The sequence below is a fragment of the Peptoclostridium acidaminophilum DSM 3953 genome (assembly GCF_000597865.1).
In the GTDB taxonomy this organism is placed as follows: Bacteria; Bacillota; Clostridia; order Peptostreptococcales; family Peptostreptococcaceae; genus Peptoclostridium_A; species Peptoclostridium_A acidaminophilum.
Genome location: NZ_CP007452.1, coordinates 1,766,736 through 1,778,453, shown reverse-complemented (window position 1 = coordinate 1,778,453; position 11,718 = coordinate 1,766,736). Strand labels below are relative to the sequence as shown.

General features: G+C 43.7%; 12 protein-coding genes and 1 riboswitch. Of the genes, 11 read left to right on the top strand and 1 reads right to left on the bottom strand.

Features of this window, described 5'->3' with window-relative positions; all coding sequences use genetic code 11:
- The first annotated feature begins 24 nt into the window (after window positions 1-24).
- The 6 genes from EAL2_RS08765 to tsaD all read left to right on the top strand — a co-directional run bounded on the left by EAL2_RS08765 (window position 25) and on the right by tsaD (window position 4,885).
- Window positions 25-1,191, top strand: a complete 1,167-nt coding sequence (locus EAL2_RS08765) for an amidohydrolase (protein WP_025436026.1) — start codon at window positions 25-27, stop codon at window positions 1,189-1,191.
- 56 nt (window positions 1,192-1,247) lie between these two features.
- A riboswitch (FMN riboswitch) is annotated at window positions 1,248-1,362 on the top strand.
- 70 nt (window positions 1,363-1,432) lie between these two features.
- A complete protein-coding gene (locus tag EAL2_RS08760) occupies window positions 1,433-2,041 on the top strand; it encodes an ECF transporter S component (protein ID WP_025436025.1) in 609 nt (202 codons plus the stop codon).
- A 201-nt stretch (window positions 2,042-2,242) separates the two neighbouring features.
- Window positions 2,243-2,710: a tRNA (adenosine(37)-N6)-threonylcarbamoyltransferase complex ATPase subunit type 1 TsaE gene (gene tsaE / locus EAL2_RS08755; protein WP_025436024.1), complete on the top strand. Its 468-nt coding sequence runs from the start codon at window positions 2,243-2,245 to the stop codon at window positions 2,708-2,710.
- Window positions 2,707-3,417 carry a tRNA (adenosine(37)-N6)-threonylcarbamoyltransferase complex dimerization subunit type 1 TsaB gene (tsaB, locus tag EAL2_RS08750; RefSeq protein ID WP_025436023.1) on the top strand — a complete coding sequence of 237 codons (711 nt, stop codon included), beginning with the start codon at window positions 2,707-2,709 and terminating at the stop codon, window positions 3,415-3,417. Before tsaE ends, tsaB begins: the two co-directional genes overlap by 4 nt.
- Complete coding sequence (gene rimI, locus EAL2_RS08745) at window positions 3,410-3,856, top strand: ribosomal protein S18-alanine N-acetyltransferase (protein ID WP_025436022.1); 447 nt, start codon at window positions 3,410-3,412, stop codon at window positions 3,854-3,856. Before tsaB ends, rimI begins: the two co-directional genes overlap by 8 nt.
- 6 nt (window positions 3,857-3,862) lie before the next feature.
- Window positions 3,863-4,885, top strand: coding sequence for a tRNA (adenosine(37)-N6)-threonylcarbamoyltransferase complex transferase subunit TsaD (tsaD, locus tag EAL2_RS08740; RefSeq protein ID WP_025436021.1), 1,023 nt, complete (start codon window positions 3,863-3,865; stop codon window positions 4,883-4,885).
- 25 nt (window positions 4,886-4,910) lie between these two features.
- Here tsaD and EAL2_RS08735 read toward each other — a convergent pair whose 3' ends face one another.
- A complete protein-coding gene (locus EAL2_RS08735) occupies window positions 4,911-6,827 on the bottom strand; it encodes an ABC-F family ATP-binding cassette domain-containing protein (RefSeq protein WP_025436020.1) in 1,917 nt (638 codons plus the stop codon).
- Between the two features lie 359 nt (window positions 6,828-7,186).
- Between EAL2_RS08735 and EAL2_RS08730 the strand changes: the two genes are divergently transcribed.
- From EAL2_RS08730 to EAL2_RS08710, 5 genes are all read left to right on the top strand, one after another.
- Window positions 7,187-7,837, top strand: coding sequence for a redox-sensing transcriptional repressor Rex (locus tag EAL2_RS08730; protein ID WP_025436019.1), 651 nt, complete (start codon window positions 7,187-7,189; stop codon window positions 7,835-7,837).
- 138 nt (window positions 7,838-7,975) lie between these two features.
- Window positions 7,976-8,488: a type 1 glutamine amidotransferase domain-containing protein gene (locus EAL2_RS08725; protein ID WP_025436018.1), complete on the top strand. Its 513-nt coding sequence runs from the start codon at window positions 7,976-7,978 to the stop codon at window positions 8,486-8,488.
- Window positions 8,489-8,507: 19 nt separating this feature from the next.
- On the top strand, window positions 8,508-9,320 hold the full coding sequence (locus EAL2_RS08720; RefSeq protein ID WP_025436017.1) for a hypothetical protein: 813 nt from the start codon (window positions 8,508-8,510) through the stop codon (window positions 9,318-9,320).
- Window positions 9,321-9,739: 419 nt separating this feature from the next.
- Window positions 9,740-11,089, top strand: coding sequence for an NADP-specific glutamate dehydrogenase (gene gdhA / locus EAL2_RS08715; RefSeq protein ID WP_025436016.1), 1,350 nt, complete (start codon window positions 9,740-9,742; stop codon window positions 11,087-11,089).
- A gap of 227 nt (window positions 11,090-11,316) precedes the next feature.
- Window positions 11,317-11,676: a response regulator gene (locus tag EAL2_RS08710; RefSeq protein ID WP_025436015.1), complete on the top strand. Its 360-nt coding sequence runs from the start codon at window positions 11,317-11,319 to the stop codon at window positions 11,674-11,676.
- Window positions 11,677-11,718: the final 42 nt, after the last annotated feature.

Here is an 11,718-nt window from a genome sequence, read left to right as displayed (position 1 = left end):
AGGTCAAATTGGAAGGAGAATAATATGCTACTTATAAAAAATGGCAAGGTGCACACAATGACTAGCGGTGTGCTTGACTCGGCCGACATACTTGTAAAATCGGGAAAGATAGTCATGATTGCAAATGACATAGATGCTACTAGCGAAATGCAGGTTGTGGATGCCTCAGGAAAACATGTTTTTCCAGGCTTCATAGATGCGCACACCCATATGGGCCTCTGGGAGGACGGGATGGGTGTGGAAGGTGCTGACGGCAACGAGGAGACGGATCCTGTAACTCCGCATCTTAGAGCTATAGACGGCATAAATCCTATGGACAGGAATTTCAAGGAGGCGCTTGAGGGCGGCATTACGACAGTTGCTACGGGTCCTGGAAGTGCGAATGTAATGGGCGGCCAGTTCGTAGTAGTCAAGGCCTTCGGAGACAGGATAGATGACATGATAATAAAGAATCCTGCGGGCTTCAAGATAGCGTTTGGAGAGAATCCAAAGAGCGTTTACGGAAAGGACGACAGGGCGCCGCAAACGCGCATGGCAATTGCTGCTCTAATAAGGGAGACTCTAAAAAAAGCAGTGAATTATCACGAAGACATGCTCGATTATGTTTCAGACGAGGAAGCAGACAGGCCGGAATATGACATTAAGCTGGATGCGCTCATTCCGCTGCTGGAGAAGAAGGCTCCTCTGAAGGCGCATGCGCACAGGGCTGACGACATATTTACGGCCATAAGAATAGCCAAGGAATTCGACCTGCCGCTTACGCTTGATCACTGCACTGAAGGCCATCTTATAGCCGACCATATAGCCAAGGAAGGCTATCCGGCTCTTGTTGGCCCGTCACTTTGTGAAAGGTCCAAGATAGAGCTTAAGAATCTTGACTTCAAGACGGCTGCAGTGCTTAGCAATGCAGGCGTTCAGGTCGCCCTCATTACAGATCATCCGGTCGTACCTATACAGTATCTGCCGCTTTGCGCAGCTCTTGCAACAAAGGCTGGAATGGACGAGCAAAAGGCTCTTGAAGCCATAACAATAAACCCGGCAAGGATATTGGGGCTCGGAGACAGGATAGGCAGCCTAGAGGAAGGCAAGGATGCAGACATAGTCATATGGGACGGGTATCCGCTGGATGTCAAAAGTGTCGTAAGTATGACTATAGTTGACGGTAGCATAGTATATAATTCAGCTGGATAACATAGCTGTTGACAATAAATGTCTGGCGTATTAATATAATTATATAAGTGAATATATTTTAACTTCAGGGCAGGGTGAGATTCCCGACCGGCGGTATAGTCCGCGAGCCTAAGGGCTGAACTGGTTAGATTCCAGTACCGACAGTGAAAGTCTGGATGGGAGAAGTATGTATTTTTGTGCGAGCAGAGGAACCTGGAGATTATTCGGGTTCCTTTTTATTTTAAACTACGGAGGGATTATAATGGATAGAGCTGTAAAACTAAATCCAGGCAGGCTGTTTACAACATCAAACCTGGTTAAAATCTCAATGCTGGGAGTAATGTCTTTTTTGATAATGTTCATAGAATTTCCGGTGATGTTCTTTCCTGAATTTCTAAAAATCGACATATCGGACTTGCCGGCTGTTATAGGCGGTTTTGCGCTCGGTCCTGTGGCGGGGCTTATGATTGAGCTTGTAAAAAATCTGCTTCACTTTGCAATAAAGAGCCAGACCGGCGGTATAGGCGAATTTGCCAACTTTCTTGTGGGCGGAGCCTTTGTTTTTGTATCATCGGGAATATACTACTCCTCCAAAAGCAAAAGGATGGCAGTGATTGGGTGTATAGCTGGAACGATGGTTATGGGTATAGTGGGCGGACTTGCAAACTACTTTATACTCCTGCCGTTTTACTCGACATTCATGCCAATAGAAGCCGTGGTTTCTATGGGAGCGCAGTTTAACAGCGCCATAACAGACCTTAAGACATTTGTTTACTATTCAATAGTGCCCTTCAACATAATAAAGGGCGTATTGCTTTCTGCAGCGACGCTTGTGATGTACAAGAGGGTGTCACATATTCTCAAGGGATAAGTCTTTAAAAAGGCATATGAAACTGCTGTAATCAGACTCAGGCTTGAATATGATGAGTGTATATATAAAAAGTGGGCATACGCCTACTTTTTTATTTGTTTAGGATAAGGTTTTTTTGCTATAATGAAAGATGGACTACAGCAGAGTATAAGACTTAAGTCATATAATAATACTTAGAGAATCATCTTGAGGAGAATTGCTATGAAAAAAATCCTTATGAAAAACGAACGGGAAACCACGGAGCTAGGCTATAAGCTTGGCTCGCTCATAGATTTTCCTGCTATCGTGTGCCTTTCCGGGGACCTTGGAGCCGGCAAGACGACATTTGTGCAGGGATTTTCAAAGGGCCTGGGAGTCAGTGAGAACATTACAAGCCCAACGTTCACAATAGTCAACGAGTATAATGGAAGGCTGAAGCTTTATCACTTTGACGTATACAGAATTTCATCCTCGGACGAGATGTATGATATAGGTTTTGATGAATATATAAGCTCGGACGCCGTATGCATAATAGAGTGGGCCGAGATGATAGAGGATCTGCTCCAGGGAATAGAGAAGCTTTGGATAGAAATAAAGTATGCTGAAGGCTCAACCTTCAAGAGGGAGCTCTTGATGAGGCCGGAGGGAGAAAAGTATGAGAAATTAGTCGAGGAGCTGTTTAAGGAATGAACATCATAGGCATAGACACGTCTTCAGCGGTGGCCACTGTAGCGCTGATGAACGAGAGCAAGCTTATAGCCGAATACACTTTAAACCACAAAAAGAGCCATTCAACAAATCTCATGCCTATGCTGGATGAAATGCTAAAAGCGTGTGAAATGAAAACTAGCGACATTGACCTTATAGCAGTATGCAACGGCCCTGGCTCATTTACCGGTATAAGAATAGGAGTAGCGACAGCAAAGGCACTGTCTCATGTGCTGAACGTGCCTATAGTTGCCGTAAATAGCCTTGAGGTTCTCGCATTCAACTCGGTCAGCTCATACAGCTACGTGATGCCCATGATGGATGCTCAAAGAGGCCAGGTATACTCTGCACTCTATAGGTGTGACGGCCAGGTAGTTGAGCTCGAGGGCATGGGAGTTAAAACCATTGAGGAAGTGCTAAGTCAGATTGAAGGCTTAGGCGAGCGAGTGATGGTGCTCGGGGAAGCTTCCGAGCTTTACAGAGATGAGCTGTCAAAGCTCAGCAACGCTGTAATCCCTCCGCGCAGTCAGCGCATGGCAAGAGCGTCAAGCGTGTGCGAGCTTGCGGCTAAAAAGTATAGCTGTGGCGAAATCAGCAATGGATTTGAGCTTAGGCCGGTTTATATAAGGAAATCCCAGGCTGAGGTGCAGTACGAGGAAAAAATGAAGAAGGCTCTCGGCAATGAGTAACATATATGAAATAAGGGAAATGACAGCAGACGACATAGACGGCGTGCTTGAAGTGGAAAATATAAGCTTCAAGACACCGTGGAGCAGAGACTCCTTTGAAAAGGAAATGGAAAACTCACTGGCGTTTTACCTCGTAGTATCGAGCGATGATGGAATCGCTGGCTATGGGGGTATATGGTTCATAGCCGGGGAAGGGCATATAACAAATATAGCGGTACACCCGGATTTTAGAAACAGGGGACTGGGCAGAGCCATTGTGAAGGGTCTGATAGAAGAATCCTTGAAACGCAAAATAGAAGCTATGACGCTTGAGGTTAGAATTTCAAACGAGACGGCGATAGGCCTTTACAAGTCTCTTGGATTCAAGTCTGCGGGAGTCAGGCCCGGATACTACACCGACAGCAATGAGGATGCGCTTATAATGTGGAAGGAGCTATAAAAAAAGATGAAAAGTGTAATAACGCTTGCCATAGAGAGCAGCTGCGATGAGACTTCAGTGGCTGTTATAAGGGACGGAAGGCAAGTGATGTCTAATATAATATCAACCCAGATGGACGAGCATAAAAAGTTCGGAGGGGTAGTGCCGGAGGTGGCATCAAGAAGGCACATAGAAAACATACAGGGCGTAGTGCAGGAATCGCTCGACGAGGCGGGAGTAACTTTCGGCGATATAGACATTGTCGGAGTGACATATGGAGCAGGTCTTGTGGGAGCGCTGCTTGTGGGCCTTTCTACTGCAAAGGCCATATCGTTCGCGCTTGGAGTACCGCTAGTTGGAGTAAACCACATAGAAGGCCACATATGTGCAAACTTCATAGCACACGAGGAGCTTGAGCCTCCTTTTGCGTGCCTTGTGGTTTCGGGAGGCCATACGCATATGGTTGAGGTTAGAGGCTACGGCGATTACAACGTGCTTGGCATGACAAGAGACGATGCGGCGGGCGAGGCTTTCGACAAGCTGGCAAGGGCAATAGGACTCGGCTACCCTGGAGGCTCCAAGATAGACAGGGCCGCAAAGCTCGGCGACAGGAACGCGATAGATTTCCCAAGGGCTTATCTTGAAAAGGGCAGCTATGACTTTAGTTTCAGCGGCCTCAAGTCGGCTGCGCTTAACTACCTCAACAGCAAGAAAATGAAAAAAGAGGATATATCGATAGAGGACGTGTCAGCCTCATACCAGGAGGCCATAGTCGATGTGCTCGCAGAAAGAAGCATAAGGGCGTGCCTTGAAAAAGGCTACAAGACACTTGCAATAGCAGGCGGAGTTGCAGCCAACTCGAGACTCAGGGAAAGGCTTGAGGGCGATGCCAAAGTACATGGCATAAATGTAAAATATCCGCCTATAGAGCTTTGTACTGACAACGCGGCCATGATAGGCTGCGCGGCATATTACGACTACATCGGGGGAAAGGTATCATCACTTGATCTGAATGCGGTTCCGGGACTTCGAATAGGAGAGCGGGAATAAAAAAAACAGGCTATGCCTGTTTTTTTTATTCGGAAAGCTCCTCCCAGCGCTCGTAAAGGGATGCGAGCCGGTTTTCGAGATTTGACTTGCTTAGATTTATTTCCCTTGATTTTTCTGGGTTAGAGTAGACCTCCTCGCTGCACATCAACACATCCAGCTCGCCTATACTTTCCTCTATGTCCATTATCTCCTCTTCAAGAGCCGCGCGCTCTTTTTCAAGCCGCTTTGTCTCTACCTGTTTTTCTTTCTGCTTTTTTTTCTCGTCCCGCAGCTGAGTTTTCGTCTTTTCGGGAGACTCTTCTATTGCACTCATCTCCTCGAGCATACGCTTTTTTTCGTGGTAGTAGTCGTAGTTTCCAAGGTACTCGCTGTAGCCGCCATCTTCGAGCACTATTATCCTGTCGGCTATCTTGTTTAGAAAATACCGATCGTGGGATATTACAAATATAGTCCCGTCATATCCTAAAAGGGCGTCCTCGAGTACCTCTTTTGAGTCAATGTCAAGGTGGTTCGTGGGCTCGTCGAGAAGCAGGAAGTTGGATTTCGAGAGCATCAGCTTGAGCAGCGATACTCTGGCTTTTTCTCCGCCGCTTAGGGAGGATATGGGCTTGAACACATCGTCGCCCTCGAAGAGGAATACTCCAAGGTATGTTCGCACCTGTGTCTGAGTGAACCCTTCATTTGAATCCCATATCTCATCTATTACCGACTTGCCATTGTCGATGTTCTCCTGCTGCTGGTCGTAGTAGCCAAGGCTTACATTGGTGCCCATGGAAAATTCGCCTGAAATAGCGTTCTCCTTGCTGCAGAGTATCTTGAAAAGCGTGGACTTGCCCTTGCCGTTTGGCCCTATGAGGGCAACGCGCTCGCCCCTGTATATGTCGAAGCTGAGATTTTCAAACAGCAGATTGCTTTCATAAGCCATTGACAGCCCCCTGGCATGAAGCACGTCCTTGCCGCTTTGGGCGGCAGCCTCAAAGTGCATCTTCGCCTTCTTGCTGTATAAGAGAGGTTTTTCAGGCTCTTCGAGCTTTTCAATCACCTTTTCACGGCTTCTGGCCCTTTTGACAAATTTTTCGTTTCCGTAGCCCTTGAGCCTTTGGGCTATCTCCTTCTGGCGTTTGATTTCAGACTGGGCTTCTTCATACTGCTTGATTTCAAGCTCGCCCTCCTGGGCTTTTTTGCTGACATAGTATGAATAGTTGCCGCTGTATTTTTTAAGGCTTGTGCCGGAGAGCTCAAAAACGTTGCTGACAGTCTGATCGAGAAAATATCTGTCGTGAGATACTATTATAACCGTTCCAAAGTACTGTTTAATGAAAGTTTCCAGCCATTCGACGGCGTTTATGTCCAGATGGTTTGTAGGCTCGTCAAGAAGAAGTATCTCGGGCTTCTTGAGCAGCAGCTTTGCCAGCAGAACCCTCGTCTTTTCGCCGCCCGAAAGTATGGAGGCCGGCTTGTCGAATTCGCTTTCGTCAAAACCAAGTCCCTTTAGTATGCCCTTGACCTCTGATTTGTAGCTATAGCCATTTTTCTTGTTGAACTCATCGAGCCGCGAGGAGTAGTCCTTCATAAGCATGTCGAGCTTTTGTGTGTGTCCGTTTTTGCCCTCGGCTGATATCTCATGCTCAAGCTCCCTTAGCGAGGCTTCCTCCGCTATGAGGTCTGAAAATACGCTGAGTGTCTCCTCGTATACTGTGCTTTCTGATTCGAACTCGGCGGTTTGCTCCAAATACCCTATGTTGTTTTGTTTGGATACGAATATTTCTCCACTGTCTGGCTCATAAATGCCGGCGAGTATCCTGAAAAGCGTTGATTTGCCTGATCCGTTTATGCCGACAAGCCCTATGCGTTCCCCGTCATTAATTGAAAAAGAAATATCCTTGAGTATAACATCTATGCCGAAGCTTTTGCTTATATTTTTGCAAGATAATACTATCATAAAATCACTCCCCAGAAGATAATTATAATGATAATGCCTGATATATTCAAGATGCTGGGATATCAAAATCTTAGCCAGCTGACAATAAAGATCAAGCAAATGTCGTAATTATAAAGTTCGTAAAATTTTATCAAAAATTGTTTTTAAATTAGAACAAAGTGTGATATAATTTCACTTGCAGGTATTGTAAAGTGTTATATTATTGAAAATAACCATGGAAACAAAAAAAATCATAGAGAAAATCAGGCTTATAAATATTCACAGCAGAGCAAATTAATCACAAATTCGATTGACGATTCATGCGTTATTTGTTATAATCGTAACAAAGTTTAAAATTCAAAACGGAGTAGGTGAAATTCATGTCTAGAAAAATTTCAATGGCCGTAATTAGAAGACTGCCGAAGTATCATAGATATCTTAGGGATCTTCTCGAAAAGGATGTAAATAGAATTTCCTCCAAAGAGCTTAGCAAGATTATAGGGTTCACTGCCTCGCAAATAAGACAGGACCTTAATAACTTCGGTGGCTTCGGGCAGCAAGGATACGGCTACAATGTGGAAGAACTTTACAAGGAGATAAGTACAATACTGGGCCTTGAAGAGGAATATAATACTATAATTATAGGTGCTGGAAACCTTGGTCAGGCTATAGCCAATTATGCGGGTTTCAGGTCATCGGGATTCAGGATAAAAGCTCTTTTCGACATCAATCCAAGGCTTATAGGTCTCAAGATAAGAGAGCTTGAGATATTCGACATAGAGGATATCAAGGAGTACGTAACAGCAAATAACATAAAAATTGCAGTAATATGTATACCAAAGGATAAAGTTCAAAGCATTGCAAATGAACTTGCAGACGCAGGCATAAGCGGAATATGGAATTTTGCTCCGGTAGACCTTGAGCTTCCAGAGGACGTAATAGTTGAAAATGTGCATCTGACTGAGAGCCTTTTTACGCTTTCATACCTTCTAAATGAAAAAAAACTCGGCCACGAATTGCCGGAGGAATAAAAAAAATCTGTCGCTATGACAGATTTTTTGATTTTTTTGGGTGTTTTTAGCGGAATAAATTTAAGTGTGTGTTATTTTATGAATTTATGGGTATATGAAATTATGTTTGGAAGGAATTGATTTTGGAGGGTCTGACTGATGCATGAAAAGAGGATTGGAATACTCGTGGAAGACGATTTCGAAGATCTCGAGCTGTACTATCCGTATTTCAGGCTCATTGAAGCCGGCTGCAAGGCTGAAATAATCGGCTCAAGGGGCAGGGATTACTACAAGGGCAAGAAGGGCTTGAGCATAAGAAAAGATGTGGCAATAGAAGATATAATGCCGAAGGCTTACGATGGAGTTATAATACCTGGAGGTTGGGCTCCCGACAAGCTCAGGCGAAACGAAAGGGTTTGCAGCTTCGTCCGGGAAATCTATAATCAGGGAAAGCTTGTAGCTTCAATATGTCACGGTCCCTGGGTTATGATATCTTCGAATATTGTAAAAGGTCACACTATGACAGCAACAGCTGCAATAAAGGATGATCTCATCAATGCAGGGGCACACTGGGAGGACAAGGCTGCGGTAAGAGACGGGAACATAATAACATCAAGAAATCCGCATGATCTTCCGGCATTCATGAAGGAAATTTTAAGCTTCATAGATTAAACAAGACAGGGAATGACATATGAAGATATACGCATTAATCGGGCCGAGCGGCACCGGAAAAAGCTACAGGGCTCTCATGGTGGCGTATGAAAACGGTATAGACTACATAATAGACGATGGAATACTCATACATAAGGCAAAGATACTTGCAGGCACCTCCGCCAAGAGATCAAGGACAAGCATGGAGGCTGTAAAAAGGGCCATATTCGAATATGAGGATCAAAAAAACGAAGTCAGGCTTGAGCTTGAAAAGCAAAAGCCAGAGAAGCTGCTTATAATTGGGACATCTGAAAATATGATAAGCAAGATAATGGAGAGGCTTGGAATTGGAAGGGACTACGAAAAAATTTCGATATACGATGTCGCCTCCGAGCAGGAGATATATCAGGCCAAGTCGACAAGATCGCTTCAAGGCATACATGCGGTACCGCTGCCCACATTCGAGCTGAAGAGTCATTTTTCGGGGATTATAAAAAATCCGGTTAAGCTGTTTTTCAAAACAAAAGACACAAATGAAATAAAAGAATTTGAAAAGACGCTCATAAGGCCGACTTTCAGCTATCTGGGAAAATACTTCATATCCGAAAGGGCAATAATTCAAATTATAAGGCACGAGCTTGAAAAATCAAAGTGCGTGCAGAAAGTATATAGTATAGAAATACAAAAAGCCCAGGATGGTATAGATGTAGAAGTGACAATTGGTGTCAGTCTTTGCAGGATGCATGTGGAAGCCGCGCGATTGCAGGCGGAAATTGCAGAGTCGGTTGAAGAAATGACGCTTATTAACGTTAAAGTTGTAGATATCAGAATAATAAGGGTGTTTTGTGGATAAAAAAATAACGATTAAATGCAAGTATTAATGTATACGTGGTTTGTCTATTTGCAGACAAAAATCCACAAAAAACCGCTAGTTAAGGACGAGTCATGAAACAGGCAAGATTATTCGGAATTTCCCGGGTATAAATATTTATGCAGCGCGACATACTCTGCACATATGCAAAACTGGATTGTGATAATTTTAAATACATATTCAAACACTGAGATACAAAAAAGTACATAATTATGAGCCTTTTCAATTTGATATAAAAATATCAAATTTATCTTGTTTACATACAAAACCCACTATGTTATAATTTAATCAACAACAGGAAAATGTTTTCTGCTTCTTTTATTGGATTTTGTTGGAAATCATGTGGAGTGAGATTGTCTATTGTTCCACATGCAAAAATATTAATAGTAAGAGGGGATGTAATGATGAGCTACGTTGAAAGCGTATTGGAAAAAGTAAAACAAAGAAATGCCAGTGAGCCCGAGTTCATTCAAGCTGTTGAAGAGGTTCTATCTTCTCTAGGACCGATAGTTGAAAAAAATCCTGAATGGGAAGCAGCTAATCTTCTTGAGAGATTCTGCGAGCCAGAAAGACAAATAATGTTCAAAGTGCCATGGGTTGACGATCAAGGCAAAGTGCAAGTTAACCGTGGATTCAGAGTACAATTTAACGGAGCTATAGGACCATACAAAGGCGGCCTTAGATTCCACCCAACTGTATACCTTGGAATAATAAAGTTCCTTGGATTCGAGCAAATACTTAAGAACTCTCTAACAGGTCTTCCAATAGGTGGAGGTAAAGGTGGAGCAGATTTCGATGCAAGAGGAAAATCTGACGGCGAAATAAGAAGATTCTGCGAAAGCTTCATGACTGAGCTTTACAGACATATAGGACCAGATGTTGACGTTCCAGCAGGAGATATAGGTGTTGGCGCAAGAGAGATAGGATTCCTATATGGTCACTACAGAAGAATAAGAGGAGCTTTCGAAAACGGAGTTCTTACAGGCAAGGGACTTTCTTACGGAGGAAGCTTGATAAGACCGGAAGCTACTGGATATGGCATATCTTACTTTGCTAACGAAATACTTAAGCACGAAGGAACTGATTTCGCAGGCAAGACTGCTGTAGTTTCAGGCTTTGGAAACGTTGCTTGGGGTGTTTGCAAGAAGGTTAGAGACCTTGGCGGAAAAGTTATAACTCTTTCAGGTCCAGACGGATATATACACGATCCAGAAGGTATAACAACTGACGAGAAGATAGACTACCTTGTTGAAATGCTTAAAGAAAACAAAGGTGCAAGAGTTCAAGACTACTCTGACAAGTTCGGATGCGAGTTCGTTGCTGGACAAAAGCCTTGGGGCGTAAAAGCTGACCTTGTAATACCATGTGCTATCCAAAACGACATAAAAATAGACGATGCTAAGACTATAGTTGCCAATGGCACTAAGTATGTTGTTGAAGGTGCCAACATGCCATGTACAAACGACGCTATAGAGTACTTCCAATCAAACGGCGTAATAGTTGGACCTTGCAAGGCTGCCAACGCCGGTGGAGTTGCTACTTCAGCTCTTGAAATGTCACAAAACAGCATGAGATACAACTGGACTGCTGAAGAAGTTGACGCTAAGCTGCATCAAATAATGATAGACATACACAACAACGCTATGAGCGCTGCTGAAGAATACGGATTCGGATACAACCTTGTTGCCGGTGCAAACATAGCTGGATTCCTTAAAGTTGCTGAAGCAATGATGGCTCAAGGTGTATATTAATATTTAGATTACAGCAATCAAAGAGGCTGCCCATAAGGCAGTCTCTTATTTTTGATCAAAAAAGGTTTAAAAGCAAGCATCTGCGGTATAAATGTATTAGGATTAGTTGAAAGGAAAAATGACTGAACGTCAGTAACATTTATTATTGGCATTCGGTCTTATTGTTTGTCTAAATATAATGTCAGCCGGTACATAATAAACATACTTGAGAGCCAGAGGGAAGTGACATGATGAAGATACTTGTAGTAGACGACGCAGCTTTTATGAGGGAATTCATATCAGCAAACATTTTGAAGGCCGGATTCGAGGTGGCCGGATACGCATGCGACGGCAAAGAGGCAGTTGAGAAGTATGCGGAGCTAAGGCCTGACATAGTCACAATGGACATCAACATGCCGAGGATGGATGGAATACAGGCGCTTGCAGAGATACTGAAGCTAGATGCAGATGCCAAGATAATAATGATATCCGATATAGGGCAGCACAGCAAGATAATAGAGGCGATAAAAAAAGGAGCGCTGGATTTCATAGTAAAGCCGGTGCATCCTCAAAAGCTTATACAGGCACTTGAAAAAGCAGGAAATTAACTTGCTTTTTTTTATTGCAGAGGCTAAAATACCATTAAGGGG

What these genes read in the sequence shown, in the direction of transcription:
- gdhA (WP_025436016.1), top strand. Translation starts at nt 9,740, where the DNA reads ATGATGAGCTACGTTGAAAGCGTATTGGAAAAAGTAAAACAAAGAAAT.
- EAL2_RS08725 (WP_025436018.1), top strand. Translation starts at nt 7,976, where the DNA reads ATGCATGAAAAGAGGATTGGAATACTCGTGGAAGACGATTTCGAAGAT.
- EAL2_RS08735 (WP_025436020.1), bottom strand. Translation starts at nt 6,827, where the DNA reads ATGATAGTATTATCTTGCAAAAATATAAGCAAAAGCTTCGGCATAGAT.
- EAL2_RS08760 (WP_025436025.1), top strand. Translation starts at nt 1,433, where the DNA reads ATGGATAGAGCTGTAAAACTAAATCCAGGCAGGCTGTTTACAACATCA.
- EAL2_RS08710 (WP_025436015.1), top strand. Translation starts at nt 11,317, where the DNA reads ATGATGAAGATACTTGTAGTAGACGACGCAGCTTTTATGAGGGAATTC.
- tsaE (WP_025436024.1), top strand. Translation starts at nt 2,243, where the DNA reads ATGAAAAAAATCCTTATGAAAAACGAACGGGAAACCACGGAGCTAGGC.
- rimI (WP_025436022.1), top strand. Translation starts at nt 3,410, where the DNA reads ATGAGTAACATATATGAAATAAGGGAAATGACAGCAGACGACATAGAC.
- EAL2_RS08720 (WP_025436017.1), top strand. Translation starts at nt 8,508, where the DNA reads ATGAAGATATACGCATTAATCGGGCCGAGCGGCACCGGAAAAAGCTAC.
- tsaD (WP_025436021.1), top strand. Translation starts at nt 3,863, where the DNA reads ATGAAAAGTGTAATAACGCTTGCCATAGAGAGCAGCTGCGATGAGACT.
- tsaB (WP_025436023.1), top strand. Translation starts at nt 2,707, where the DNA reads ATGAACATCATAGGCATAGACACGTCTTCAGCGGTGGCCACTGTAGCG.
- EAL2_RS08765 (WP_025436026.1), top strand. Translation starts at nt 25, where the DNA reads ATGCTACTTATAAAAAATGGCAAGGTGCACACAATGACTAGCGGTGTG.
- EAL2_RS08730 (WP_025436019.1), top strand. Translation starts at nt 7,187, where the DNA reads ATGTCTAGAAAAATTTCAATGGCCGTAATTAGAAGACTGCCGAAGTAT.